This window comes from Caballeronia sp. LZ033 (assembly GCF_031451265.1).
Lineage (GTDB): Bacteria > Pseudomonadota > Gammaproteobacteria > Burkholderiales > Burkholderiaceae > Caballeronia.
Window position 1 is genome coordinate 987,889 of sequence record NZ_JARUXQ010000002.1, and the last position, 25,101, is coordinate 1,012,989.

The following is a 25,101-nucleotide window of genomic DNA, read 5'->3' on the forward strand; positions in this document are numbered from 1 at the left end:
CGCGCGCTCATTTGAGCGGATCGTGTCCCCAGTTCATCAGCGAGTAACGCCAATGCGAATGCTCGACCTCATGCGGACGCTGCGCGAGGTGACGCTTCACATAGCCGTTCACCTTGCGCATGTGCGCGTAGTCGTCCGTGCCGAGATCGGCTTTCTTCTTGCCGAGAATCTCGATGATGTGCCGCCCCGACTTGTGCCCCACCGACTCTCCGCCGTCGTTCTTCTGTCCAACTTCGCGGGACTCGTCGGTATCGAGCCATTTGTCGAGTTGCGACGCCGTCATGTTGACGAGTGCCTTGAACGTCGCGTACGTCTCTGCATCGTCGTCCGATGAATCCTGATGCGCGGTCATGCTTGCCTCCTTTGACGCCGAACGGACCTTGCACGCTGAATCAGCAAGCCCCGCTCCCGCCGTCAGGAAGCCAGTTCGACGAGCACATCCGCAAGCACGCGCGTCCCGGCAGCCAGATCCGCCGACGCCGTGAATTCCGCCTCGCAGTGTGTCAGCCCGAGATGCGACGGCACGAAGATCATGCCGCTCGGACACACCGCGTGCAGATAGCGTGCATCGTGGCCCGCCGTCGACAGGATGTCGCGATGCGGCAGATCGAGCCTTGCCGCGGCTTCACGGATCACCGCGCGCATCCGTTCAGGAAAGTCGAGCGACATCGCCGTGGAAAGCTCCGTCACCTGCACCGTGCACACGCCCGCATGCGCCTCGCAGATCGGCGCGATGCGATCGCCGAGACGCGTCAGCGTGTCCGAGTCGGGATGCCGCAAGTCGATGGAGAAGTCCACCGAACTGGCCACCACCGACGGCGCGCTCGGCTTGACGTCGAAACGTCCGACTGTGAACTTAACGATGTCCTCGGCGTCGTGCATCGCATCGGCCAGCGCCTGCACCATTGCGATGGCAGCGAGCAGCGCGTCCTTGCGTTCCGCGCGCGTGGATGTGCCCGCATGCGCGGCCTCGCCGTCCACGCGCACCTTGAACGTGCGCTTGCCCTGAATGCCCGTCACGACGCCGATGGTCAATCCCTCCTTCTCCAGCATCGGCCCTTGCTCGATATGCGCTTCGACGAACGCGGCCGGCCGCAGCCCCAGCGCGCGCTCGGGCACATCGTGCAAGGATTCACGCACGTCCGCGAGCGCCGCCGCCACGCTGACGCCAGCCTGGTCCGTCACGGCGCGTACCTGATCCAGTTCACGCGCCCCCGCAAACACCGCCGACCCCATCATGCCGGGTGCAAAACGCGAGCCCTCCTCGTTCATCCACGCAACGATATCGATGGACGCACGTGGCCTCACGCCCGAAGCGATGATCGCCTCCACGGCCTCGAAGGCGGCCAGCACGCCATAGACGCCGTCGAACTTGCCGCCGGTCGGTTGCGAATCGAGATGCGATCCCGACATCACCGGCGCCGCGTCCGCGTCCGTGCCTTCGAGGCGCAGGAACAGATTGCCGATGGCATCGACGGACGGCTTGAGCCCCAGCGCTTCGCCCCAGCGCACGAGTTCGCGCTGCGCCTGCGCATCTTCCGCCGACAGCGCCTGCCGGTTCACGCCGCCCTTCTCCGTGGCGCCGATGCGCGCCATCGCGTCGAGCCGGCCGGCGAGACGCTGTTCATCGACGAACGCGCTCGCACGGGTCTGTGCCGGCGCGCTCATGATGTCTTCATGATCTGCGCGGGCACCGCGCGCGGATCGCGCGGCAACCAGCGGTCCTGCTCGACCATCGCGAGAAACTCGGCGACATGCTGATTGAACAGCGCCGGTTCTTCGAGATTGAGCGTATGGCCGGTCTTCGCCATCACGACGAGTCCGCTCGCCGGCACCGTGCGCTTCAAGAAGATGCCGGGCTGAAGACAATGATCGTCCTCGTCGCCGACGACGATCAGCGTGGGCACAGTCATCGCCTGGAGACGGGCTTCGAGGTCATAGATGGATGGACGGCGCGCCTGCACGCCGCGCATCGTCAGCGCCGAGCCGCGCGCGGAATGTTCGCCGAGCATCGTCGCGAATTCGAGCCAGCCGCGCGGGTCCTTCACCTGGAACGCAATGCGCGATGCCGCCAGCGCATAGGTCTTCGAGAACTGCTCGGCGCCCTGCGCCTCGAACTGCTTCGCGACTTCCAGCGACACGTCGCGGAAGTGATCCTCGAAGGCCTTCTCCGCGCCATAGCCCGCGCCCGCGACCACCAGCGAACGGGCACGCTCCGGATAGTCGAGCCCGAAGTGCAGCGTGGCGAAACCGCCCATCGACAGACCCACGATATGCGCGCGGTCGATCTTCAATGCGTCGAGCACGTCGCGGATATCGCGCGCGGCGATGGACTGCGAATAGCGCTCGATGTCGTCGGGCACGTCGGACGGCGCATAGCCGCGCGCCGCGAAGGCAATGCAGCGATAACGCCGGCTGAAGTAGCGCATCTGCGGTTCCCAGCTGCGCAGGTCGCCGCCGAATTCATGCACGAAGACGAGCGGCGTGCCTTCGCCGGCTTCTTCGTAGTACAGGTTCACATCGTCGGTGGTTTTCAGATACGGCATGTCGGTTCCGGCCTCGTCAGAATTGATTCGCGGGCTGCTTGATGGACCGCGCGCGCTCGACCATCGAAGGCAGCAGTTCGCAGAAGCGGTCGGCCCAGGCTTCCGGCACCGTCAGACTGACCTTCACGAAGCGATGCCCGAATTCCTTCGTGTGGTACGCGCCCTGACGGATCATCACGCGCTCGGCCTGGAACGCCTCCACCAGCGCTTCCGGCGTGATGCCGGCGTTGATGGTTTCCACGACCAGCAGATTCGCCTGCGACGGATACACCGGCACGCTCAATCCTTCCACATTCTTCGCCGCCTCGACGACCGCCGCCTGATTGCGCCGCTGACGCCGGTTGATCTCGGGAAACCAATCGTTCTTCGTGCGCAGCCCGGCGATCGCCGCGCGTTGCGACAGCACGTTGCTGCCGAGATTGTTCGGCGGCGCGGAAGCGAAGCGTTCGATCAGATCCGGATGCGCGATCACCGCGCCGAGCCGCATGCCCGCCAGACCGAGCCACTTCGAGAAGCTGTACGTGACGATGGTCTTCTCGGGATAGAAGCGGTACGCGGGCGTGAAGCTGTCGGCGAACTGGAAGTAGGTGGCGTCATGAATGAAATACGCGCCGACCGAACGCGCGATCTCCGCGAACTCGCGAATCTCGTCTTCCGTATGACAGGTGCCGAGCGGATTGTTCGGATCCACCAGATAGATCACGCCGGTGTTCTCGTTCACCGCCGCGCGCAATTGCGCGGGCGTGAGCTTGTAGTGCTGGCCGGCCGAGTAGATGGGCAGTTCGATCACGCGCGAACCGGCGCGCGCGGCGAACTGCATCGGCCAGGCCCAGCTCGGATTGGTGGTGACGAAATCCTTGCCCGCTTCGCAGATGTTGCGGCAGACGTTGTACAGCGCTTCCACCGCGCCGTCGGTGACCATCACCGACGCGTCAGGCAAGCCGATGTCCTCGCGGATCAGCTGCCGCAGTTCCTCGAAGCCGAGCGGCGGCGCATAGGCGTGGTATTCGCCGCCATCGAGTGCATCGATGACGGCCTGGCGCACGGCAGGATGCGGCTCGAAGTGATTGGTGTTCTGGCCCAGCCACATTAGCCCTTCGCTGTTGCAGAGCCGGTCGAAATAGGCGTTGCGTTCCTCGAATCGACGCATGTCGTCCCCCTCAGATGATGGAACGGCGCGACGCAATGCCGCCGTCGATGGTCACGATCGTGCCCGTGATATAGGCCGCGCGATCCGACGCGAGCCACACGATCAGGTCGGCCACTTCATCGGCACGGGCTGCACGCTTGCCCGGATATTTGTCGAACAGTTCTTCCCAGCGGCTTTCGTCGTTGTACCAGTCGAGCGCGCGGCGCTTCATCAGCTTCACCATGCGGTCGGTGGAGACCGGTCCCGGATTCACGCCCACCACGCGGATGCCGTCGTCCAGCGCCCAGCCGCCGATGGCGCGCGTGAAGGCCATCATCGCCGCATTGCCCGTCGAACCGATGATGTAGTTCGCGTCCCAGTTCTCGCCCGAATTGCCGATGTCGTTGACGATCACGCCGCTGCCGCGCTGCTTCATCGACGCATACAGTTCGCGCGTCAGCGTGACGTACGAAAAGATCTTCATGTCGAGACTCGCGCGCCACTCGGCGTCGCTCATCTTGTCGAGCGGGCCGGGGCTGGAATCCGCCGCGTTGTTCACCAGGATGTCCGCGTTCGAGCAGGCGCGCGCCAGATCGATGGCGTTCTGCGTGACGGAGAGATCCGTCGCGTGCACGTGGACGCGCGTGCCGTGCTTAGTCGCGATTTCGTCCTGCGCGCGATGCAGCGCATCCGCCGAACGCGCCGCCAAGTGCAGCTCCGCGACGCCTTCCGCGGCGAATGCCCACGCCGTCGCCAGCCCGATGCCTTTCGATGCGCCCGTGATCAGCGCCGATTTGCCTTTCAGGTTCAAGTCCATGACTCTCCTCCTTTATGTATTTCCATTCGGTTTATATGAATACATAAACTAACACGAAGAAATACAAATGCACACTGCTACGGACGAAAAAAAGCCGGCATGCGCGCAAGGCAGCATGCCGGCTTCCCTACTGCGAGATTCGAAAAATCAGCGGTTCACGAGCTTGGCGGGAATCAGCAGGATCATCGCGGCCCCGACGACCAGCACGCCCGCCGACACATACATGGCGATCACGGAGGTATGCGTGAGATCGCGCAGCCAGCCGATCAGATAGGGACTCACGAAGCCCGCGAGCCCGGCGAATGCATTGATTGCCGCGATGCCCGCCGCCGCGCCCGTGCCGGCGAGGATCGCGGACGGCAGCGCCCAAAAGAGCGGCCCCGGCGTCAGCACGCCCGCCGCCGCCAGCGAGAGGCCGAGCAACGCGAGCGGCACGTTCGATCCCGCGCCGGCCGTGACGGCATAGCCCACCGCGCCGACGAGCATCGGCACGATCAGATGCCAGCGGCGCTCGCCAGTACGGTCCGAATTGCGGCCGCAGGAGACCATGGCGATCGCCCCGAAGATGAACGGGATCGCCGAGAGCACGCCGATATGCAGCGCGCCCGAGACGCCCGATGCCTTGATGAGCGTCGGCATCCAGAAGGTCAGGCCGTACTGGCCCATGATGACGCAGAAGTAGATCAGCGCCATCAGCAGCATGCGCGGGTCGCGGAACACCTGGCCGACCGTCTGCGAGATGCGCGTGTGCTTGGGCGGCACCGAGTCGAGCGCATTCGCGATGATCGCGGCTTCCTCGCGAGTCAGCCACTTCGCCTTCTCCGGACGGTTCTCCAGATAGAAGAACGCCGCGATGCCCAGCACGAGCGACGGCAGCGCCTCGATGAGAAACAGCCAGCGCCAGCCCGGATGCCCGTGCGAGCCATTGAAGGCTTCGAGGATCCACCCCGACAGCGGCCCGCCGATGATGCCCGCCAGCGGAATGCCCACCATGAAGATGGCCAGCACGTGCGAGCGGCGGCGCGCCGGATACCACTGCATGAGGTAGAGCACGATGCCGGGATAGAAGCCGGCCTCGGCCGAGCCGAGCAGGAAACGCAGGACATAGAACTGGGTGGGCGTCTGCACGAAGAAGAAGGCGCCGGAAATGAGCGCCCACGTCACCATGATCCGGGCGATCCAGGCTTTGGCGCCGACGCGCTGCATCATCAGGTTGCTCGGCACCTCGAAGAGGAAATAGCCGATGAAGAACACGCCCGCGCCCAGGCCGTAGATGGTTTCGCTGAACTGGAGGTCGCTCAGCATCTGGAGTTTCGCAAAGCCGATGTTCACGCGGTCCAGATAGGCCGCGACATAGCAGAGGATCAGGAACGGGATCAGCCGCAGCGTGACCTTGCGGTAAGTGCGGTCCTCGATCATCTGCGCCTGCGCTACGTCGCCCGGCGCATGCAGCGTGTCGCTCATTGACTGCTCCTTGTGGTGCGTGCCTTCGGTTCAGTGGTGGAAACCCGCCCTCTCTGTATCTGGTTCGGGCTTCAATGTATTCCGATGATACTCAAACAAAATACATTGCAAGCGGTTTTTTAGGTGGAACGGGGCGTGCGCGAGTCATCGGGCGGTGTCAGCAGGTTTCCCGGCGAGGCGGCACACTGGTGCGATACGCACCCGCGTCGGCCAGAGCCGACCGCATTCACCCACCCGAACACAAAGAGAAGCAATGGATAAACGAGCACTGATCATCGGTGGCACCGGTATTGTCGGACGCAACCTCGCCGAGCACCTTCACGCGCGCGGCGACTGGACGATTGCCGGACTGTCGCGCGGCCGCACGCCCGTTCCCGCCGGCATGGAATCGATCACGGCGGACCTCACGTCGGCGGCTTCGGTGGCGGACGCGCTCAAGGAACGCCAGTTCAGCCACGTCTTCTTTACTGCATGGGCGCGTCAGGCGACCGAAGCCGAGAACATCCGCGTCAACGGCGCCATGGTCGGGAACGTGCTCGCGGCGCTCGGCCCGGGCGGTGCGCTGTCGCATGCCGCGCTCGTCACCGGCCTGAAGCACTATCTCGGTCCGTTCGAAGCGTATGCCCAGGGCAGCGTGCCCACGACGCCGTTCCGCGAGGAACAGGGCCGCCAGCCCGTCGACAACTTCTACTACGAGCAGGAAGACCGGCTCTTCGAGGCCGCCCGCCGCTATGGCTTCGGCTGGAGCGTGCATCGGCCGCATACGATCATCGGCTATGCGGTCGGCAACGCGATGAACATGGGCGTGACGCTTGCCGTCTACGCCACGCTGTGCAAGGAAACCGGCGCGCCCTTCGTGTTCCCCGGCTCGGCCGCGCAATGGAACGGACTCACCGACATGACCGACGCGCGTCTGCTCGCCCGCCATCTCGAATGGGCCGCGACGTCCGCGCCGGCCCGCAACGAGGCGTTCAATGTCGTCAACGGCGACGTGTTCCGCTGGAACTGGATGTGGGCGCGCATCGCCGGGTATTTCGGCATCGAGCCGGCGCCTTTCGACGGCGAGACGCGTCCGCTCGACAGCCGCATGCAGCAGGCGCGCGCCCAGTGGACGGATATTGCGGCGCGGCATGGTCTGGCCGAGCAGGACATCGATCGGCTGGTGTCCTGGTGGCATACCGACGCCGACCTCGGCCGCCCGATGGAAGTGCTCACCGACATGTCAAAGAGCCGCAAGCTCGGCTTTCTCGACTATCAGAGCACGCCCGATGCGTTCTTCGACCTGTTCGACCGCCTGAAGCGCGAACGCATCATTCCCGCGTGACGAACCGGGCGGGCATTCCCGATGCTCCATGAATGTCTCAACGTACACGGGAGCCGGACATGAGCAAAGACGTGAAAGTGACCCCTGCGAAGCCCGGCTGGAAAGCCGAAATCCCTCGGGACGACCATACCTTCGTGGTGGTGACGGCCAAGAAGGACGATGCCATCCATGCCGCCCGAGCGCTGGAACCGGAGGCGCCGGTCGAAGTCGAGGACGAGCAAGCCAGGTCTGACGAGCCCAGCAAGCCTGACGAGCCTGACGCCGATCCATCCTGAGAGCGATGCCGGCGTGCGCCGCGCCTGCCGGCCGCGCAGCCATCGTTCATACTGCCGGCAGCGCCATCAGCGGAGACGCACCATGAAGCTGTCAAGAACACGACTAACAATAACCATCGGTGCGCTGGCCGTCGCGCTGGCCGGCTGCGTCACCTCCGCTGGACAATACGGCACCGGCGCCAATGGCCGGCACCTGAGTCCCCAGCAATGCGTGGATCTCACCGCGCTCAAAAGCCAGGCGCCCCTCACGCGCGCGCGCAACGACAGCGAACTGGCCGCCCTCGAGGAAGCGGGCTACAACCCGTCGCTGTTCTTCGACCCGTATTACCCGGACGACCTGCATCAGGCCCAGCGTCTCGTGGACCAGTGGTATCAGGCGGAGTGCCGGTAACGCGTCATTGACGGCCGGGGCCCTCATTTACCTACCCTCATTCCCATTCCTAACGTATATTTCTCGGCAGTGACTTAAGAAGCGCGTCATCGAAGGGACCGGACGTCGCCTGCTCGCTCGAGCGGCGACGTCCGTCGCATTGCGCACGATGAACAAGCAACACAGCAATTGCGATGTCCCGTTTTCCGGCCCCGGCCGCACCAGCTTCTCCCAGGTCACGCAGCGCACGTTGCCATCCCAACCGCATTTCTCCGCCCTGTGAGAGGAACTGCCGTGTCCGACATCAAGCGCATCAACCCAGCCCCCGTTCGCCTCCAGCGCCGCCACTTCCTTGGCATGACCGGCGCCGGCCTGCTCGCCACCCTGCTGCCCGGCTGCGGCAGTAACGACGACGATCATTCGTCGTATCCGCAGACCGTCGCGATGGGCCAGCAGATGATCCAGCAGGCCATCAACGATCCGGAAGAACCGGTGGCGGGCATCTCCGTCGCCATGCTCAAGGGCAATACGGTGTTCTGGCAGCAGGCTTTCGGGGTGTCGTCGGTGCCGGCGAAGACCGCCGCGACGACCCAGACGCGCTTCAACATCGGCTCGGTCAGCAAGCTGTTCGCGGCGCTGTCGGCGGCGATCCTGCAGGACCGCGGACTCCTCGCGCTCGATACTCCGATCGTCAAGTATCTGCCGACCTTCACCATGCTCTCGCCGGAATTCGCGCAGATCACCACGCGGCATCTGCTGTCGCACTCGTCGGGGTTTCCTGGAACGAATGGCCGCAACCTGTTCACGTTCGCGCCGGTGGCGGGCTACGCAGCCGACACGCAAGCAGAACTCGCCAACACGCACCTGAAACATCTGCCGGGCGAGCTGGCCGTGTATTGCAACGACGGCTTCACGATGGTCGAACAGCTCGTGCTGGCCCTCAGCGGGCAGACCTACGCGGATTTCGTCCAGACGAACATCCTTGCGCCGCTCAAGATGACGAGCTCCAGCTATCTGACGAGCGTGCCCTCGAGCGGCTCGTTCTCTTATCCTTTCGTGAACGGCACGCAGTATCAGGAATTCGTCAACGCGTATGCCACCGGCGGCCTCAGCTCAACGCCGACCGACATGATGAATCTCGCGCAGATGTTCCTCGGCGGCGGCGTGTTCCAGGGGACGCGCGTGGTGTCGTCGGCGGGCATCGCGGAGATGGGCATGGACCAGACCACGACCCTCACGATCAACCCCGCGCCCGATTTCCACTGGGGTCTCGGCTGGGATTCGGTGCAGCAGCCGGCTTTGGGCGCCGCCGGCGTGCTCGGCTGGGAAAAGGACGGCGGCACCGCGTACTACTCGACCGAGTTCTTCGTCGTGCCGAAGGCGCAGCTGGCCCTGCTCATCACCGGCAATTCCGGCTATGACGCGCGCGGCATCGCGGAAGCGTTGGTGCTCTCCGCGCTGAAAGAAGACGGCACCATCGCCACGCTTCCGCCCAAGGTGGGCACCACGGCGGCGCCGGTAGCGTCGGGGCCGAATATCGCGGCGGCCGGCGGCATCTATGGCAATTCGGACTCGCCGCTGCAGGTCATCGCCAATGCGGACGGCAGCGTGCAGTTGAACCAGTGGAACGGGAAGACGCGCGTGTGGAAGCAGCTCGGCGCGTATCAGTATCGCAGCGACGGCTGGTGGGCGAGCAGCGCCGATCCCACTTCGTCCTATCAATTCACCGTCGTGACCGGAACCGACAGCGGCGGTAATCCCTACAACTTCCGCTATCTGATGAAGCGCGTGGTGCCCGGCGCGGGCTATGCCTATCTCACGCTGCCGCTCGGCCAGCAGCTCGCGCCGCTCGCCGCGCTCGACGCCGCCTGGCAACAGCGCCTCGGCACGCAATGGACGCTGACGAACGACGCGCCGTCCGCCGTGCCGATCGTCGTGCTCGGCAACGAGCCTGCCTTTCTCACGAGCCTCCCGGAACTGCCGGGCTACGTGCTGTATGGCAATGAGGACCTGCGCTATCAGCTCATCGTGCCGCTGGAGGACGAGCGCGGCTTCATGTCGGTGAAAGTGCCCGGCAACTTCGGCCGCGATCTGTACGAGATCCGCTTCGCGCCAGGCAACGACTCGACCCTGACACTGGGCAGTTCGATCTACGCGAAGCTGTAAGCGCGCGCGGTCTGGCTCAGCCCTTGACCAGACCGCCATCGACGACGAGGTTCTGCCCCGTCACCGCGCGCGCCCACGGCGACAGGAAGAACAGGACCGCGTCGGCGAATTCGGCGGGCGTCGTGACGCGGCGCAGCGGCGTGAAGCCCGCGACCATGTCGAAGACGGCTTCGGGCGTCGCGCTGCTGGCGTCGGTGGTGCGCAGCAGTCCGCCCGACACCATGTTCACCGTGATGCCGTCCGGCCCGAGATCGTTCGATGCGGTTCTCGTCAGCGCCAGCAACGCCGCCTTGGCCGCGGTGTAGTCGTGATACGGCACGACCGGATTCTGGAACAGGTTGGTCCCGACATTCACGATACGGCCGAAGCCCGCCGCGCGCATCGCGGGCAGCGCGGCCTGGATCGTGTTCAGCGCGCCTTTCACGGCGCCCTCGATCTGCTGCTGGAAGCGCGTCCATTCGATGTCGCCGAGCTTCGGACGCGCGTCGCCGTCGAAGCTGAAATCGGCCAGCGCGTTGTTCACCACGGCATGAATGTGCCGGCCGGTCTTGGCGTTGGCTTCGTCGAACAGGCGAGCGACCGAAGCGGCGTCGGTGACGTCGCCCTGCACGGCCACCACGCGCGGCCCGAGACGCTCGGCCAGCGCGTGCGCCTGCGTCTCGCTCTGCCGATAGTTGATGACGACGCCCGCGCCTTCGCGAGCCAGCGCTTCCGTGATGGCCGCGCCGAGTCCCCGCGCGCCACCGGTCACCAGTACGTTTTGTTCAGACAGCAGCATCGACTTCTCCGATGTTTATTTGGACTGGATGGTCCATTATGCCGGAGAGGACGCCGGGCCAAACGGTGATGCAAGTTCAACGATGATACTTCGCATCCACCTGATCGATGGCCTTCACATTGCCCGCGCTGCGGCCGTTTTCATCGAAGGTGTTGGTCAAAAACGAATCGGCGATGGCCTTGGCCACTTCCGGGCCGATCACCCGCGAGCCCATCGTGATGATCTGCGCGTTGTTCGAGAGCGCCGCGCGTTCGGCCGAATAGGTGTCGTGGCACAGCGCCGCGCGTATCCCCGGCACCTTGTTCGCCGAGATGCTGACGCCGATGCCCGTGCCGCACACCAGAATGGCCCGGTCATACTCGCCGCTGACCACGCCGGACGCAACGCGGTCCGACAGGTCGGCGTAGTACTCGCCGGGGTTCTTCTCGTTGTTCGATACCTCGAACACGTCGTAGCGGTCTTTCAGATAGTCCGCCAGCACCCGCGCCAGACCGACGCCGGCGCTGTCTCCGCCAATGGCAACCTTCATGATGAACTCCTTGATGTATGAATGGGCGCTTGCATCCGGCGTCACAGCACCGCTGCCACGCGTTTGAGAATGTCCAGATAGCCCTCGACGTTCCATGCCGAACGCCCGATGAACAGGCCATCCACGTTCGGGCACGCGGCGAGTTCCGCGCAGTTGTCCGGATTCACCGAGCCGCCGTAGAGACAAGGCACGCGACGGCCGAGCATCTCTTCCGCCACCCTGCTGATTTCGGCCTGGCGCGCATCGGCATAGTCCGGGCTGGCCGGAATGCCGTTCTCGCCAATCGCCCATACCGGTTCATAAGCGAACAGGATGGGCGCCGCCTGCTGCTCAGGCGTGAGACGCGCGAGCGCGCCGCGCACCTCGGCGGCCAGCACTTCCTCGGCGTGGCCGCCGTTCCGGTCGGCGAGCGTCTCGCCGACGCAGATCAGCGGCGTCAGCCCATGGCGCACGGCGGCTTCGACCTTGCGGCCGACGGTGTCATCGGTTTCGCCGAAGTGCTCGCGCCGCTCGGAATGGCCGAGTTCGACCAGATCCATGCCGCAATCCACCAGCATCAGCGGCGAGATTTCGCCGGTCCACGCGCCGCGCTCGGCCCAGTGCATGTTCTGCGCACCGACCTTGACGTTGGTCTCGGCGAGGATCGACTTCACTTCGCGAATCGCCGTGAAAGGCGGAATCACGAAGCACTGGATACGCGGGTCGTCGTGACTGACGAGCAAGCCCTCGGCGAAGGCACTCGCCTCCGACAGAGTCTTGTTCATCTTCCAGCTCGTGCCGACCCAGAACAAAGATTCAGACATGATTTCCTGGCCGATCGGAAAGTTTCATCGAACGGCCCGCGCCCTCTTCGACGCGGGCCGAACCCGTCACCTCACTTCGAGAGCACGAACGGTGCGGTGTATTTCGACACGTTCGCCTTCGTGATCAGCACGCAATCGAACAGTTGCTTCTCGCTCGCCGCGCCCGTCTTGCCGGTCTTCAGGAACTGGTCGGCTTCCTGCACGGCCTTCGCCGAGAACTCCGCCACCGGTTGCAGCACCGTGTATTGCAGGTCGCCGGCCTTGACCGCTTCCACGGCGGCGGGCGAGCCATCGAAGCCGCCCACCTTGACGCTCTTCAGCTTGCCGGACTGCTTGAGCGCGGCGATGGCGCCGAGCGCCATTTCGTCATTGCCGCTGATGATGCCGATCACGTCCGGATGCGCCTGCATCAGGCTCTGCGTCGCATTGAAGCCTTGCGTGCGGTCCCAGTTCGCCACTTGCGAGCCGACCATCTTCAGATCCGGATACTGCGAGAGCACCGACTTGTAGCCGTTGGAACGCGTCGCGGCGTTGTTGTCGGACGGCGCGCCGAGCAGTTCCACGTAGTTGCCCTTCGAGCCGACGTCCTTGACCCATTGCTGCGCGCCGAGCGCCGCGCCTTGCGCGTTGTTCGAGACGAGCTGCGCCTTGGCGAGACCGGTCTGGTTGATTTCCGCGTTGACGAGGAACACCGGGATGTTCGCGGCCACCGCCTTCTTCACCGCGCCCACCGAACCGCTCGCATTGGCCGGATCGAGGATGATGGCCACCGACTTGTTGGTGATGGCCGTGTCGATCTGCTGGCTTTCCGTGTTCGTGTCGCCCTTCGATGCCGAGACGTTCGCGCTATAGCCGAGCTTCTTCGCCTCGGCGGCCGCGATGTTGCCTTCGGCGAGCCAGTACGGATTGGCCGGATCGTTCACGATGATGCTGATGAGTCCGCCCGCCGCCTGGGCTTGCGCGGCGAACAGCGGGGCAGCCAGCGCAACGGCGGCGAGGAGCAGCGTTTTCTTCTTCATGTTCATGTCTCTCTCCAGAGTCAGTTGTGGATGCAGAACTACGTGATACTTCTCGCGGACGTACCGCTCATGCCTTGCTGCCGCCTTGCGGAGAAGCCAGCTGGCCGCCGCCCGGCGCGGGACGCTTGACGCGGCGGCGATACTGAATGGCGTTGAGCAACACCGCGAGGACGATGACCGCGCCGGTGAAGACCGTCTGCCAGTAAGACGAGATGCCGATGATGACGAGGCCATCGGACAGGAAGCCGATCACGAACGCGCCGAGCAGCGTGCCGCGGATGTTGCCGGTGCCGCCCATCAGCGACGCCCCGCCGATCACCACCGCCGCGATGGCCGTAAGTTCGTAGGTGGTGCCGGCGGTCGGGCCAGCGGAGGTCAGTTGCGACGACAGGATCAGCCCGGCGATGGCCGCGCAGACGCCCGACAGCATGTACACGCTGATGAGCACGCGCTTCACGGGCACGCCGGACAGTTCGGCGGCGCGGTCATTGCCGCCTGACGCATAGAGCCAGCGGCCGAACGCGGAGCGGTTGAGCGCGATGCTGCCGAGGATCGCGATGACGGCGAGGATCAGCACGCCCACGGGCACGTGGAACAGGCGGTCGAAGCCGAGATAGTCGAAGCCGGTGTTGCCGAGGTCCGCCTGGCCGCCGAGGTTGTTGTACGTCAGGCCGTTGGTCATCAGCAGCGCGAAGCCGCGCACCACATACATCACGCCGAGCGTCGCGACGAACGCGGGCACCTTGAAGCGCGCAATCAGAATGCCGTTGACCAGGCCGATGAACGCGCCCAGCAGACAGCACAGCACCACGACGACCCAGACCGACGGATACAGCACCACGCCAAACAGGTTCAGCGTGACGCCCTGCATGAAGAAGCCCGCGACGACGCCGGACAGACCGAGCGTCGAGCCCACCGAAAGGTCGATGCCGCCGTTGATGATCACGAGCAGCATGCCGATCGCCAGGATTCCGTAGATGGCCACGTGCGAGGCCATCGTCAGGAAGTTTTCCAATGCGAAATAATTCGGCGAAAGGAATGAAAAGATGATGATGATCGCGATCAGCGCAAAGAACGCGCGTCCTTCGAGCAGCATGCGGCCGAGATCGAATCCTTCTCCGTTCGATGCGGAGTGAGTCGACCTGGAAGTCTTGGCGGCGTCGTTCATGTTGAATGTCTCCTTGTGCTGCGTTCAGGCCACCACGGCTTCGCCGGAGGCGGCCATGATGTCGTCCTTGTCGGCGTCGGGGCCGAATTCGGCGGAAATCTTGCCGCGCCGCATGACGATGATGCGATGCGCGACGCTCAGGCATTCGCCCACTTCGGAAGTCGAATAGACGACCGCGAGGCCCTTCTTCGCGTTCTCGGCGAGCAGGCGAAACACTTCGGCCTTCGCGCCGATGTCGATGCCCCGGCTTGGTTCGTCGAGCAGGATCACCTTCGGGCCGGTCGCGAGCATCTTGCCGATCACCACCTTCTGCTGATTGCCGCCCGAAAGCGAACGGATGGAGGCGCCCGCGCCCGAGGTCTTCACATGCACGTTGCGGATCGACTCGCCGACGAGTTCGCGCTCGGCGGGCGGCGACATCAGCACGCCCTTGACGAAGCTGCGGATGCTGGCCAGCGACAGATTGGAGCCGACGCTCATGGTCGGCACGAGGCCGTCGCGCTGACGGTCTTCGGGCACGAGCACGAGTCCCCGGCCGATGCGCTGCGCGATGCTCAGGCCCGCGAGGTTCTCGCCTTCGAGCCGGATCGTGCCGCCGGTGACGGGCAGGCGCTTTCGTCCGGCCACGGCTTCGAGCAGTTCGGTGCGGCCCGCGCCCATCAGTCCGTAGATGCACACGATCTCGCCCGCGCGCACTTGCAGCGACAGGTGATCGACCACCGAGGCGCCGGAGCCGGATTCGTCGGCAACGCTGACTTCGTCGATATCGAGCGCCACTTCGCCGAACGCATAGCCCGTCGGCGGCGAGCCAAGATCGAAGTTCTCGCCGACCATGTTGCGCACGATCCAGCCAAGGTCGATGTCCTTGCGCTCGGCCGTCGCGGTGATGCGGCCGTCGCGCAACACCACGGCGTAGTCCGTGACCTGCAAGGCTTCTTCGAGGTGATGCGAGATGTAGACGATGGACACGCCGCGGCTCGTCAGGTCGCGGATCACCTTGAACAGCACTTCGACTTCCGACGCGCTCAGCGCGGACGTCGGCTCATCCATGATGAGGATGCGCGAGTCCACCGAGAGCGCGCGTGCAATCTCGACCACCTGCTGCTGGCCGAGCCGCAGGTCGCGGATCAGCGTCATCGGATCGACGTCTTCTTCGAGTTCCTGCATCAGCTCGCGGGTCTGGCGCGCCTCTTCGGCGAAGTTCACGCCGGTGCGCGTGCGGATCTCGCGGCCCATGAAGATGTTGTCACGCACGCTCAGGTTCGGCGCGAGACTCAGCTCCTGGTGAATGATCGAGATGCCGTGGTTGCGGGCATCGGTGGAAGACGTGAAGGCGACGGACGCGCCATCGAGTTCGATCTCGCCGGAGGTCGGCTTCTCGACGCCGGAGAGGATCTTCATCAGCGTCGACTTGCCCGCGCCGTTCTCGCCGAACAGCGTCGTGACCTTGCCACGATGAATCTCAAAGTTCACGCCCTTCAGCGCATGCACGCCGCCATAGGACTTGACGATGTCGCGCGCCGACAGCAACACGCTGTCCTTCGCCGCGCCGGTTGGAGTGGGAGTGGCGGTGCTCATTTCACGTCCAGTTTCACGGGAGTCACGAGCCAGCCGTTCGGATTGACGAGCTGGAACACGCCGGTGACCTCGATGGTCTTGCCGGACAGCTTGGCCGTATCGACTTTCGACAGGACCTGTTTCTTCATCTCCGCGTTGATCGCGTAACCCGCGTTCTGATAGTCGATCTGATTCGTGAACTGGCCGAAGCTGATGTCGCCGGTGGCGTCGCGCAGATCGGTGCCATTGATGGCCGGGCCGGTCTGCACGCGGATCTTGAGCGTATCCGGCAGGCCGGGCACCTTCACGTCATAGATGCCCGAGTCGTCGTTGCCCGCGACGCCGGTGAACTTCACCGACATCTCCGGCCCGATGCCGCCGCCCGCAATGCCGTACTGCTTGCCGGCCGCGTCCTGATCCTTGGCGATGGCGGCGGCGAGCGTCGCGGCATCGACGGCGCGCTTCGAGATCGCGGCCTGCGTCTTCGGGAACTGTTTCGCGCCGTAGGCGGCGGGCTCGAACTCCTTGCTCGTCGCATCCGGACCCGAACCGATCTTCACGACCTTCGTGCTCATGGCCATCGCGACCAGCACGACGAGCACCACGATCACTTCGATCGCGATACGCAGGCCGCGCGAGGACGACCCCTTGGTTGAAGCGACTGCATTCATCGACACACCTCCGTCTCGAAGGAATCACAAAGTGGCTGGCATGCAGCCCGTTCATTCGGTGTCACGCTTGCCCCAGTCGGCGGCGATGACCGCCAGCACCATCGACGCCGACGCCGCGCCCGGATCCATATGGCCCAGACTGCGTTCGCCGAGGCGCGCGGAGCGTCCCTTGGTGGCGACCATCGTCTTGGTGGCTTCCGCGCCCTGCGTCGCTGCTTCGCGCACGCGCTGCATGATGTTGCGCACGGGCAAGCCGTCCGCCATGCCTTGCGATGCACTTGCTGCGGCGGGCGCCCACACGTCCACCATGGTCTTCTCGCCGGTTTCGGCCTTGCCGCGCGACTGGATGCCTTCAGCCATCGCGACGATCAAACCGGGCGCCTCGGCAAGCGGCAACTCGGTGCGCGCGCCCGCCGCTTTCGCGGCGCGCATGAAGGCGGTCGCGTACAGCGGCCCCGACGATGCGCCCACCGCGTTCAGGAAGCCCTTCGCCGCCGCGTTCCACTGATCCGCGAGCGTGGCGTCGGGCGGCAGCGCATCGATGGCTTTCGATGCCGCCGTGAAGCCCTGCTCCATCGCGATGCCGTGGTCCGCGTCGCCGATCACGCCGTCGAGGCGGCACAGTTCGTCGCGGGCGGCGGCGATCGTGCGCGCCAGTTCGCGGAACAATTGAGCGATGTCGGCGGTAGTCAGCGCGGGCATCATGCGGTCCTCTGCTGGAACATCGCGCACTCGCACGGATGATCGATCAGGCGTTGCAACTCGTCGTCGAGATGCATCACGGTGATCGACGCACCCGCCATTTCCAGCGACGTACACAGCGGCCCCACCAGCGTGCGATGCACGACGAGGCCCGCGTCCTTCAGGCGTTGCGACACGCGCCGGTTGAGGATGTACAGCTCCATCAGCGGCGTGGAACCGAGCGAGTTCACCAGCACCGCGACGCGATCGCCTCGGGCCGCGTTCATCTCGGCAAGGATGGCGTCCATGATTTCGTCGGTGATGGCGTCGGCGGGACGCAGGCTTTCGCGACGCATGCCCGGCTCGCCATGAATGCCCATGCCGATTTCCATCTCGCCGACGGCAATCTCGAAGTTGGGCTGGCGCGTCTGCGGCAGCGAGCACGGCGCGAGCGCGACGCCCAGCGTGTAGGTGCGGGCATTTGCATGGCGCGCGATGCGCTCCACTTCGTCGAGCGGCAGCATCAGGTCCGCCGCCGCGCCTGCCGCCTTGAAAATGAACACGTTGCCCGCCACGCCCCGGCGTGTCTCGCGTTTCTCGCGCGGCGCGGAAGCGATGTCGTCGGTGGTCAGTACCGTGCGCGCCTCGATGCCTTCGAGTTCGAGCATCTCGGTGGCCATGTCGAAGTTCATGACATCGCCGGCGTAGTTGCCGTACATGAACAGGACGCCCGCGCCGCCGTGCGCGGCGAGCGCCGCATCCACGGCCGGTTGCGGCGGCGGAGAGGCGAACACGTTGCCGATCACGGCGGCATCGGCGAGACCTTGGCCGACGAAGCCGAGAAAGGTCGGCTCGTGCCCCGACCCGCCGCCGATGATCAACGCCACCTTGCCTTCGCGCGGTCCGTGACGCGCGATGATCGCGCGCGGCGCCTGCTCGCTGCGGGTCAACAGATCGCCGTGCGCGGCCATGATGCCTTCGAGCATTTCATCGACGGCGGCGTTGCCGTCGTTGATCAACTTCTGTGTCATCGTGCCTGACATGGCCGGTTCCTCAGAGGTGGAGACTGGCGACGCCAGTATCGAAATGCGGCGCCCAGAAGGCCACCGATTCCGCGATCTGCGCGACCACTTGCCGGTCGGTCGGTTCGCGTTCCTTGAACGACAGTTCCAGACAGATCTCGTTGTCGCGGCCGCCGCCCGCGTGCAGCGCCTCGATCAGCGGTTCCGGCTGGATACGGCCGCGCGCGTTGTGCTCGGCGGTGAAGGGCCGGTGACCGCCCTTGTCCAGCAGCGACTGCTTGATATGGATGATCGGCGACACGGGCGGCACCGCGCGGGCCCAGGCATAGGGATCGAAATCGTCGGGATTGGAACTGGTGACGTCGCCGTGATCGATGTCCGCCATCATCCACATCGGCACGGCCATGTTCGCGGCGCTCAGGCGCTGCTGCAACGCCATGCACGCGTCGATGGTCTCGCCGAACTCGCGGCCGATCGACATCGGTTCCCAGAACACGTACTTCAGGCCCGCCGCCTTCGCGTGCTCGGCCACTTCGGCCCAGCAGTCGATGGCCGTCTGAATGAGCGTTTCGCGGCGCTGTGCGTCGTCGAAATCGCGATAGGTGAAGATCGCGAACTGCGTACCGATGGACTCGCCGCCCAGATCCGCCGTGATGTCCGCGAAGGTCTTGAACCAGTCGATGTAATAGCGGCGCACGTCGGCGTCCGGATGGCCGAAGTGATTCAGCCGCCCGTACGGTCCCGTCATGCCCGAGGTGATGCGCACGCCGGTGCGGTTCAGCGCGGCGCGCATCTCGCGCGTGAGACGGCGCGTCACCGCCGCCGGCCACGACGGATTGATGAACTCGTGCGTCAGCTGCACGTCGCGGATCTTCATCTCGTGCGCGATGCTGTCGATGAGATCCGCCGGCTCGGCGAAGCGGTTCACCAGCGGGTTCGTGTTGAGTGAAAGCGTAAAGGGCATGTTCGTCTCGTAACGTTCAGGCGGATTTGCGCATCAGGCCGTCGAGCCAGGTTTCGAAGGCAGTCTTCTGCGCCGCGCTCATGTGCAGTCCATGCTTGGTGCGGCGCGTGAGCATGTCTTCCGCCGTCGCGGCCCATTCGTGCGCCATCAGATAGCGCGCCTCGGCTTCGTAGAAGTTCGGCCCGAACTGCTCGCCCAGACCCGCGAGCGAGGTCGCGCCGTTCAGCACTTCCGACGTCAGCGAACCGTAGGTCTGCGTGTAGTAGCGCGTGAGCGGGCGCGGCAACCACTCGTGCGCCGCCTGCAGCGACGCCATGAAACGCGGCACGTCCGCGCCTTCGATATCGCCGCCCGGCAGCGTCGCGGACGCGGTCCAGTCGGCGCCCATCTTCGGGAAGGCCGGCTGGAGCTTTTGCAGCGCATGTTCGGCGAGCTTGCGGAAGGTCGTGATCTTGCCGCCGAACACATTCAGCAAGGGCGCGCCGCCGCTGTCGTCGAGATCGAAGACGTAGTCGCGCGTGACGGCGGACGGGTTGCCCTTGCCGTCGTCGTAGAGCGGACGCACGCCCGAGAAGGTCTGCACGATGTCCTGGCGGCGCAACGGATGCTTGAAATAGCGGTTCACCGCCGACAGCAGATAGTCGATTTCCTCGCTCGAAATCTGCACGGTTTCGGGCGCGCCGTCCCAGGGAACATCCGTGGTGCCGATCAGCGCCTTGTCGCCTTCGTAGGCGTTGATGAAGATCACGCGCTTGTCATGGTTCTGCACCAGATAAGAATGCGGACCGTCCCAGAACTTCGGCGTAACGATATGGCTGCCCTTGACAAGCCGCACCTTGCGCGTCGATTGCGCATTCGCGCGGCCGATCACGTCCGACACCCAAGGCCCCGCCGCGTTGACCAGCGCCCGCGCGGTGACGGTGCGCGTGGAACCATTGCGCGTATCGCGCAGCTCGACACGCCACGCGCCGTTCTCGCGCCGCGCCGCCACGCAGGCCGTGCGCGTCAGCACCTGCGCGCCGCGCTGCGCGGCATCGAGCGCGTTGAGCACGACGAGGCGCGCGTCATCGACCCAGCAGTCCGAATACTCGAACGCCCGGCGATACTCGTCCTTGATCGGCGCGCCTTCGGGCATGCGGTGCAGGTCCAGCGAACGCGTGCCCGGCAGCTTCTTGCGGCCGCCGAGATGGTCATAGAGAAACAGTCCGGTGCGCACGAGCCATGCGGGCCGGTCGCCGGGACTGTGCGGCAGCACGAAACGCAGCGGCCAGATGATGTGCGGCGCGGCGTTGAGCAGCACTTCGCGTTCGATCAGCGCCTCGCGCACGAGCCGGAACTCGTAGTACTCGAGATAACGCAGCCCGCCATGCACCAGCTTGCCGGAGCGCGACGACGTGCCTTGCGCCAGATCGTCCTTCTCGCACAGGATCACCGACAGCCCGCGACCCGCCGCATCGCGCGCGATGCCCGCGCCGTTGATGCCGCCGCCGATGACACACAGGTCCACCATGTCGTTGTTGCTCATCTCAGCGTTCCATGTTCGACGTTAGTTCAGGCTCGCGGGCAGTGTTTCGGGCCGCTGCCGCGCTTTCAGCAGCCGCGCGGTTTCGTCCCACGTCGGCACCAGCGCCTGCCGCGCCTGCCGGTACGCGGGAAAGAGCCGCGCATACAACTGCATGAGGTCGGCGTCGGGCGTCTCGGGCTGGCCGAGCAAAGGCGTCACCCATTCGGCGATGCACGCCTCCATGTCCGGATACACGCCCAGCGCGACGGCCGCCATCATCGCCGCACCCGCCGCGCCGGCTTCGTCGCGCGTGGAGATACGCGTCGGCGCGCCGACCACCGCGCCGAGCACGCCGCGCAACGCACGCGAACGCGTCGCGCCGCCGGTGAGGCGCAGTTCTTCGGGCATCGGTACGCCCATCGAGAGATAACAGTCGCGCGCGGCCATGCCGAGCCCTTCGACGACCGCGCGGAACAGGTCGGGATAGCGGCTCTCGCTCGTCAGGCCGATGAAGTCCGCGCGCGCGTTCGGATCCACGAACGGGCCGCGCTCGCCGGCATCGGAGATATAGGGGTGATACAGAAGCGCACCCGGACGGCCGGCGTGCAGCCAGCCGTCGATGCACTTCATCCGGTCCGCATGCGACAGGCTCGTGCCGAACTGTTGCAGCAGGTCCGACGCGAGGTTCAGCACCCAGTCCACGTTCAGCGTCGCGGCCATGTTCGACTGCACCTGCGCCGACATGCCCGGCAGCGGCAGCGCGATCACATAGCCCGTGCCTTCGGCATTGAGATGCACGTCTTCGTTGCGCATCGCGCGCATGTGCATGCCCGTCGAGCCGACGATCGAGCAGCTCGCGCCCGCCGCGCCTTCCGTGTGGATGCCCGCGCCCAGCGCGGTCAGCACGATATCGACAAAGCCCAGGCACACGGGCGTGCCTTCGGCGAGGCCCGTCGCCGCCGCGGCTTCGGCCGAGAGCGGATGCGTGGTTTCCGTGCCATCGACGATTTCCGGCAGCAGGCGCCGGAACGACGTCAGGCCGAGTGCGTCAATCACCGTGTCGTCGTAGCGGCGCGTGCGGAAGTTGCCATACGTGAAGCTCGCTTCCGAAGGATCGGTGGCGCGCACGTCGGTCAGCTTCAGGTACAGCCAGTCCTTGCAATGCAGCGCGACTTCGGTCCGCTGCAACACCTCGGGCGTCGTCGCGGCCATGTGCGCGATCTGCGCGCCCTGACTGCATGACGCGAGGCCGGTGCCCGTCGCTTCGAAGCGCGCCCAGCTGGCAGGCGCTTCCTGCAAACGCCGCACGGTGGCGGCGGCGCGTGCGTCGAGCCAGAGCCAGGCATCGCCCGCCGGACGGTTGTCCGCGCCGACCAGCCAGGTGCCGTCGCCTTGTCCCGTGACCGCCAGCGCGAGCGTGCGCTGCGCCAGTCCGTCGACCTTCGTGCCGAGATCGCGCAGCGTTTGTGCGCAGTCGGCCCAGGTCTGATCGAGCGATTGCGTCGCGGCGCCGTCGGCGCTCGTTGCATAGCGGTTCGGCACGGACGCGACGGCGATCTGCCGTCCCGTCAGGTCGAAGGCCACGGCCTTGATGACCGAGGTGCCCGCATCGATGCCGATCAGAAGGTCGCCGTTCATCACCCTTGCTCCGCGTCGTCGAAGTCTTCGCGCAGTGCGAGCGCGGAGGCTTCGTCGGTAATCAGTCCGCTCAGCAGGCCGCTCTTCAGCACCGCGCGGATCGCCGCGATCTTCGACGTGCCGCCCGCAATGGCGACGATGCGCCTGCCCTTCACGTCGGCGAGAGCGGGCGCAACGGTGCGCGCCGCCAGCGAGGTTTCGACGGACTCGCCCGCCGCGCTGAAGAAATGCCCCAGCAGTTCGCCGCGGCCGCCGCGCTCGTGCACTTCGCTGATCTCGGCGGGCTCGATCATCTGCGACGCGACGAGCTGCGCTTCGGCATTCGCCGTGCCGATGCCGACCACCATCAGATCCGCGTGCGCGGCGAGATCGAAGACCTCGCGTACGCCGCGCTGCGACATCAGCACTTCGCGATCCTCAGCGGTGTTGGCGAAGAACGGCAGCGGCATTACATAGGACACCGCGCCGGTCTGCTCGGCCAGCTTGTGGATCACGTCGTAAGGATTGGCGGTGTACTTGCGCGTCACGCCGCCGAGCAGCGACACGAAGCGCACCGTGCCCGCGTCCATGCGCGGCATGCTCGCGACGACCGCCGCCAGCGTCCGGCCATGACCGATGCCGATCACGCCGTCCTGGCACGCCATGATTTCGCGCTGCAGGAACTGCGCGCCCGCGACGCCGAGCGCGCGCAGCGGCAGATCGTCCTCGCCCAGGTCCGGCACCACTTCGCAATAACTCAGACCATAGCGCTGCGCCAGTTCGGCTTCGAGCCCCACGCATTCCGCCACATCGCCGTCGATGGAGAACTTCACCGCGCCGCTCTGGTTGGCACGCATGATCAGCCGGTGTGCCTTGAGACTGCTCACACCGAGGCGCGCGGCGACGTCCGCCTGGGTCTGCCCGGCGACGTAATGCAGCCACGCCGCCCGGATCGCCAGGCTTTCATCTCCATCGCGCCTTTCGACGGACTTCGTCATGTGCTCTCCATTTTGCGTGAAGTGATATTTTTTCCACGCGATGAAATTTTTTTCAGTCTGCCCACGATATTCGCGTGCTACCTCGATTAACATCGGCAGTAACCCTAGATGAGCGTCGCGGGCGGAAGAGACCGGACAGTCCCTGCTGCGACGCAACAAAAATCATTCGGAGACACGATGGAGACGTATCTGCTGGGCGTCGACAGCGGTTCGACGGCCACCAAGGCGGTCATCTTCGACACCGCCGGGCGCGCGCTCGCCACCGGCAGCCGGCGTGTGGAACAGCGCCAGCCGCACGCGCGGCATGTCGAGCGCGACATGCACGACACCTGGCTGGCCGCCTGCGGCGCGATCCGCGATGCACTGGCGCAGATGCCGGACGTGTCGATTGCGGCGGTCGGCGTGACGGGTCATGGCGACGGTCTCTATCTCGCCGACGCCGCGGGCACGCCGCTGGGGCCGGGCATCCTGTCGCTCGACAGCCGCGCGTTCGGCGTGCGCGAACAGTGGCGCGAGGCCGGCGTGCTCGATGCGGCGCTCACGCTGACGGGGCAGCAGCCTTATCCGTATGCAGCCGTGAGCCTGCTCAAATGGATTCAGCTCAACGAGCCCGAGCGCTTTGCGCGCATCGGCCATGCGCTGTTCTGCAAGGACTGGCTGCGGCTCTGCCTGACCGGCGTGCCCGCGACGGACCCGACCGAGGCCAGTTCAGCGTTCACGGAAGTGCGCTCGCAGACCTATCACGACGATGTCCTCGCGCTCTACGGACTCGAAGCGATGCGCGGCGCGTTGCCGGAGATCGTGCCGTCCGCCGCGCAGGCCGGGCGGGTCAGCGCACTTGCCGCCGCGCAGACGGGATTGGCGGAAGGAACGCCGGTCGCGTGCGGGCTGCACGATGTCACGTCGAGCGCGGTGGGCATGGGCAACACGGAACCCGGCGTGCTCTCGATCACGGCGGGAACGTTCAGCATCAACGAGATCCTTTCGGATCAACCGCGCACCGATGCGCGCTGGGCGTGCCGCAACGGCACGCGTCCGGGCCAGTGGATGAACATGTCGATTTCGCCGGCGTCGTCGAGCAATGTCGACTGGGCCACGCGCGAACTCTTCCGGCACGAGGCGCAGGAAGCCACGCGGCGCGGCTGCTCGCTGTTCGATCTGATCGGCGACGAAGTGGAAGCGGCCTTCAGCGAGCCGAGTTCGGTCATGTTCCATCCGTTCCTGTTTGGTTCGCCCTTCGAGGAGCCGGCGAGCGCATCGTTCTTCGGCGTGCGCTCGTGGCATCGCCGGGCGCATCTGGCGCGCGCGGTGCTCGAAGGCATGGTGTTCAACCATCGCTGGCATGTCGAGGCGCTGACCAGCGCGTTCCCCGCCGCGCGCGCCGGGCTGACGGGCGGAGGCTCGTCGAGTCCGTTGCTCGCGCAGTTGTTCGCCGATGCGCTCGGCGTCGCCGTCGATATCCCCGAAAGCCAGGAAGCCAGCGCACTCGGCGCGGCGCTGTGTGCGGGCGTCAGCGTGGGCGTGTATGCATCGCTCGCCGATGCCGCCGCCCGCGCATGCCGCGTGCAGCGCACGCATACGCCCGATCGTCAGCGTCAGGCCCGTCTCGACGATGCGTACCGCCTGTGGACGCAACTTGCCCAGGCCGTTCAACCGCTGTGGGCCTCGCTCGATCGCTCGGCAAGCGCGCATTGAAGAA

Annotated in this window: 24 protein-coding genes; 5 read left to right on the top strand and 19 right to left on the bottom strand. The window is 65.6% G+C overall.

Annotated elements, in window-relative coordinates:
• Positions 1–7: 7 nt before the first annotated feature.
• From QCE62_RS20195 to QCE62_RS20220, 6 genes are all read right to left on the bottom strand, one after another.
• The gene (locus tag QCE62_RS20195) at positions 8–352 is read right to left on the bottom strand and encodes a DUF3140 domain-containing protein (protein ID WP_309922305.1); all 345 of its coding nucleotides are present in this window, start codon (positions 350–352) and stop codon (positions 8–10) included.
• Between the two features lie 62 nt (positions 353–414).
• Complete coding sequence (locus QCE62_RS20200; RefSeq protein ID WP_309922308.1) at positions 415–1,668, bottom strand: M20 family metallo-hydrolase; 1,254 nt, start codon at positions 1,666–1,668, stop codon at positions 415–417.
• Positions 1,665–2,546, bottom strand: coding sequence for an alpha/beta hydrolase (locus QCE62_RS20205; protein WP_309922310.1), 882 nt, complete (start codon positions 2,544–2,546; stop codon positions 1,665–1,667). Before QCE62_RS20205 ends, QCE62_RS20200 begins: the two co-directional genes overlap by 4 nt.
• Positions 2,547–2,562: 16 nt before the next feature.
• On the bottom strand, positions 2,563–3,696 hold the full coding sequence (locus QCE62_RS20210; protein ID WP_309922313.1) for a pyridoxal phosphate-dependent aminotransferase: 1,134 nt from the start codon (positions 3,694–3,696) through the stop codon (positions 2,563–2,565).
• 10 nt (positions 3,697–3,706) lie between these two features.
• On the bottom strand, positions 3,707–4,492 hold the full coding sequence (locus QCE62_RS20215) for a short-chain dehydrogenase/reductase (RefSeq protein WP_309922316.1): 786 nt from the start codon (positions 4,490–4,492) through the stop codon (positions 3,707–3,709).
• Between the two features lie 147 nt (positions 4,493–4,639).
• On the bottom strand, positions 4,640–5,956 hold the full coding sequence (locus QCE62_RS20220) for an MFS transporter (RefSeq protein WP_309922319.1): 1,317 nt from the start codon (positions 5,954–5,956) through the stop codon (positions 4,640–4,642).
• A 253-nt stretch (positions 5,957–6,209) separates the two neighbouring features.
• Between QCE62_RS20220 and QCE62_RS20225 the strand changes: the two genes are divergently transcribed.
• The 4 genes from QCE62_RS20225 to QCE62_RS20240 all read left to right on the top strand — a co-directional run bounded on the left by QCE62_RS20225 (position 6,210) and on the right by QCE62_RS20240 (position 10,091).
• A complete protein-coding gene (locus QCE62_RS20225; protein WP_309922321.1) occupies positions 6,210–7,280 on the top strand; it encodes an SDR family oxidoreductase in 1,071 nt (356 codons plus the stop codon).
• A gap of 59 nt (positions 7,281–7,339) precedes the next feature.
• Positions 7,340–7,555, top strand: a complete 216-nt coding sequence (locus tag QCE62_RS20230; protein WP_309922322.1) for a hypothetical protein — start codon at positions 7,340–7,342, stop codon at positions 7,553–7,555.
• Positions 7,556–7,637: 82 nt separating this feature from the next.
• Positions 7,638–7,946, top strand: coding sequence for a DUF4148 domain-containing protein (locus tag QCE62_RS20235; RefSeq protein ID WP_404987381.1), 309 nt, complete (start codon positions 7,638–7,640; stop codon positions 7,944–7,946).
• Between the two features lie 336 nt (positions 7,947–8,282).
• A complete protein-coding gene (locus QCE62_RS20240; RefSeq protein ID WP_309922905.1) occupies positions 8,283–10,091 on the top strand; it encodes a serine hydrolase domain-containing protein in 1,809 nt (602 codons plus the stop codon).
• Positions 10,092–10,107: 16 nt separating this feature from the next.
• Here QCE62_RS20240 and QCE62_RS20245 read toward each other — a convergent pair whose 3' ends face one another.
• From QCE62_RS20245 to QCE62_RS20305, 13 genes are all read right to left on the bottom strand, one after another.
• Positions 10,108–10,869: a 3-oxoacyl-ACP reductase gene (locus QCE62_RS20245; RefSeq protein WP_309922325.1), complete on the bottom strand. Its 762-nt coding sequence runs from the start codon at positions 10,867–10,869 to the stop codon at positions 10,108–10,110.
• A 76-nt stretch (positions 10,870–10,945) separates the two neighbouring features.
• Positions 10,946–11,398, bottom strand: coding sequence for an RpiB/LacA/LacB family sugar-phosphate isomerase (locus tag QCE62_RS20250; protein ID WP_309922328.1), 453 nt, complete (start codon positions 11,396–11,398; stop codon positions 10,946–10,948).
• 41 nt (positions 11,399–11,439) lie between these two features.
• Positions 11,440–12,201: a triose-phosphate isomerase gene (locus QCE62_RS20255; protein ID WP_309922330.1), complete on the bottom strand. Its 762-nt coding sequence runs from the start codon at positions 12,199–12,201 to the stop codon at positions 11,440–11,442.
• Between the two features lie 71 nt (positions 12,202–12,272).
• Positions 12,273–13,226: a D-ribose ABC transporter substrate-binding protein gene (locus QCE62_RS20260; RefSeq protein ID WP_309814736.1), complete on the bottom strand. Its 954-nt coding sequence runs from the start codon at positions 13,224–13,226 to the stop codon at positions 12,273–12,275.
• A 61-nt stretch (positions 13,227–13,287) separates the two neighbouring features.
• On the bottom strand, positions 13,288–14,388 hold the full coding sequence (locus tag QCE62_RS20265) for an ABC transporter permease (protein WP_309814739.1): 1,101 nt from the start codon (positions 14,386–14,388) through the stop codon (positions 13,288–13,290).
• 24 nt (positions 14,389–14,412) lie between these two features.
• Positions 14,413–15,966: a sugar ABC transporter ATP-binding protein gene (locus QCE62_RS20270; protein ID WP_309922332.1), complete on the bottom strand. Its 1,554-nt coding sequence runs from the start codon at positions 15,964–15,966 to the stop codon at positions 14,413–14,415.
• On the bottom strand, positions 15,963–16,616 hold the full coding sequence (locus QCE62_RS20275; RefSeq protein ID WP_309814744.1) for a DUF2291 domain-containing protein: 654 nt from the start codon (positions 16,614–16,616) through the stop codon (positions 15,963–15,965). The genes QCE62_RS20270 and QCE62_RS20275 overlap by 4 nt, the downstream gene beginning before the upstream one ends.
• A 51-nt stretch (positions 16,617–16,667) precedes the next feature.
• A complete protein-coding gene (gene dhaL, locus QCE62_RS20280) occupies positions 16,668–17,318 on the bottom strand; it encodes a dihydroxyacetone kinase subunit DhaL (protein WP_309922335.1) in 651 nt (216 codons plus the stop codon).
• Entirely contained in the window at positions 17,318–18,340 is a 1,023-nt protein-coding gene (locus QCE62_RS20285; protein ID WP_309922338.1) for a dihydroxyacetone kinase subunit DhaK, read from the bottom strand. Before QCE62_RS20285 ends, dhaL begins: the two co-directional genes overlap by 1 nt.
• A gap of 10 nt (positions 18,341–18,350) precedes the next feature.
• The gene (locus tag QCE62_RS20290; RefSeq protein WP_309922340.1) at positions 18,351–19,283 is read right to left on the bottom strand and encodes a TIM barrel protein; all 933 of its coding nucleotides are present in this window, start codon (positions 19,281–19,283) and stop codon (positions 18,351–18,353) included.
• Positions 19,284–19,299: 16 nt separating this feature from the next.
• On the bottom strand, positions 19,300–20,808 hold the full coding sequence (locus tag QCE62_RS20295; RefSeq protein WP_309922343.1) for a glycerol-3-phosphate dehydrogenase: 1,509 nt from the start codon (positions 20,806–20,808) through the stop codon (positions 19,300–19,302).
• Positions 20,809–20,829: 21 nt separating this feature from the next.
• Complete coding sequence (locus tag QCE62_RS20300) at positions 20,830–22,425, bottom strand: FGGY-family carbohydrate kinase (RefSeq protein ID WP_309922346.1); 1,596 nt, start codon at positions 22,423–22,425, stop codon at positions 20,830–20,832.
• Positions 22,425–23,402 (bottom strand): sugar-binding transcriptional regulator, encoded by a 978-nt coding sequence (locus QCE62_RS20305; protein WP_309922350.1) that lies wholly within the window; start codon positions 23,400–23,402, stop codon positions 22,425–22,427. Before QCE62_RS20305 ends, QCE62_RS20300 begins: the two co-directional genes overlap by 1 nt.
• A 177-nt stretch (positions 23,403–23,579) precedes the next feature.
• On the opposite strand from QCE62_RS20305, the gene QCE62_RS20310 reads away from it, so the two are divergent.
• Positions 23,580–25,097: an FGGY-family carbohydrate kinase gene (locus tag QCE62_RS20310; protein ID WP_309922353.1), complete on the top strand. Its 1,518-nt coding sequence runs from the start codon at positions 23,580–23,582 to the stop codon at positions 25,095–25,097.
• The last annotated feature ends 4 nt before the right edge of the window (positions 25,098–25,101 follow it).

What these genes read in the sequence shown, in the direction of transcription:
- QCE62_RS20240 (WP_309922905.1), top strand. Translation starts at nt 8,283, where the DNA reads ATGACCGGCGCCGGCCTGCTCGCCACCCTGCTGCCCGGCTGCGGCAGT.
- QCE62_RS20290 (WP_309922340.1), bottom strand. Translation starts at nt 19,283, where the DNA reads ATGCCCTTTACGCTTTCACTCAACACGAACCCGCTGGTGAACCGCTTC.
- QCE62_RS20230 (WP_309922322.1), top strand. Translation starts at nt 7,340, where the DNA reads ATGAGCAAAGACGTGAAAGTGACCCCTGCGAAGCCCGGCTGGAAAGCC.
- QCE62_RS20215 (WP_309922316.1), bottom strand. Translation starts at nt 4,492, where the DNA reads ATGGACTTGAACCTGAAAGGCAAATCGGCGCTGATCACGGGCGCATCG.
- QCE62_RS20235 (WP_404987381.1), top strand. Translation starts at nt 7,638, where the DNA reads ATGAAGCTGTCAAGAACACGACTAACAATAACCATCGGTGCGCTGGCC.
- QCE62_RS20255 (WP_309922330.1), bottom strand. Translation starts at nt 12,201, where the DNA reads ATGTCTGAATCTTTGTTCTGGGTCGGCACGAGCTGGAAGATGAACAAG.
- QCE62_RS20275 (WP_309814744.1), bottom strand. Translation starts at nt 16,616, where the DNA reads ATGAATGCAGTCGCTTCAACCAAGGGGTCGTCCTCGCGCGGCCTGCGT.
- QCE62_RS20310 (WP_309922353.1), top strand. Translation starts at nt 23,580, where the DNA reads ATGGAGACGTATCTGCTGGGCGTCGACAGCGGTTCGACGGCCACCAAG.
- QCE62_RS20260 (WP_309814736.1), bottom strand. Translation starts at nt 13,226, where the DNA reads ATGAACATGAAGAAGAAAACGCTGCTCCTCGCCGCCGTTGCGCTGGCT.
- QCE62_RS20205 (WP_309922310.1), bottom strand. Translation starts at nt 2,546, where the DNA reads ATGCCGTATCTGAAAACCACCGACGATGTGAACCTGTACTACGAAGAA.
- QCE62_RS20195 (WP_309922305.1), bottom strand. Translation starts at nt 352, where the DNA reads ATGACCGCGCATCAGGATTCATCGGACGACGATGCAGAGACGTACGCG.
- QCE62_RS20225 (WP_309922321.1), top strand. Translation starts at nt 6,210, where the DNA reads ATGGATAAACGAGCACTGATCATCGGTGGCACCGGTATTGTCGGACGC.
- dhaL (WP_309922335.1), bottom strand. Translation starts at nt 17,318, where the DNA reads ATGCCCGCGCTGACTACCGCCGACATCGCTCAATTGTTCCGCGAACTG.
- QCE62_RS20200 (WP_309922308.1), bottom strand. Translation starts at nt 1,668, where the DNA reads ATGAGCGCGCCGGCACAGACCCGTGCGAGCGCGTTCGTCGATGAACAG.
- QCE62_RS20220 (WP_309922319.1), bottom strand. Translation starts at nt 5,956, where the DNA reads ATGAGCGACACGCTGCATGCGCCGGGCGACGTAGCGCAGGCGCAGATG.
- QCE62_RS20250 (WP_309922328.1), bottom strand. Translation starts at nt 11,398, where the DNA reads ATGAAGGTTGCCATTGGCGGAGACAGCGCCGGCGTCGGTCTGGCGCGG.
- QCE62_RS20305 (WP_309922350.1), bottom strand. Translation starts at nt 23,402, where the DNA reads ATGACGAAGTCCGTCGAAAGGCGCGATGGAGATGAAAGCCTGGCGATC.
- QCE62_RS20270 (WP_309922332.1), bottom strand. Translation starts at nt 15,966, where the DNA reads ATGAGCACCGCCACTCCCACTCCAACCGGCGCGGCGAAGGACAGCGTG.
- QCE62_RS20300 (WP_309922346.1), bottom strand. Translation starts at nt 22,425, where the DNA reads ATGAACGGCGACCTTCTGATCGGCATCGATGCGGGCACCTCGGTCATC.
- QCE62_RS20245 (WP_309922325.1), bottom strand. Translation starts at nt 10,869, where the DNA reads ATGCTGCTGTCTGAACAAAACGTACTGGTGACCGGTGGCGCGCGGGGA.
- QCE62_RS20285 (WP_309922338.1), bottom strand. Translation starts at nt 18,340, where the DNA reads ATGTCAGGCACGATGACACAGAAGTTGATCAACGACGGCAACGCCGCC.
- QCE62_RS20210 (WP_309922313.1), bottom strand. Translation starts at nt 3,696, where the DNA reads ATGCGTCGATTCGAGGAACGCAACGCCTATTTCGACCGGCTCTGCAAC.
- QCE62_RS20295 (WP_309922343.1), bottom strand. Translation starts at nt 20,808, where the DNA reads ATGAGCAACAACGACATGGTGGACCTGTGTGTCATCGGCGGCGGCATC.
- QCE62_RS20265 (WP_309814739.1), bottom strand. Translation starts at nt 14,388, where the DNA reads ATGAACGACGCCGCCAAGACTTCCAGGTCGACTCACTCCGCATCGAAC.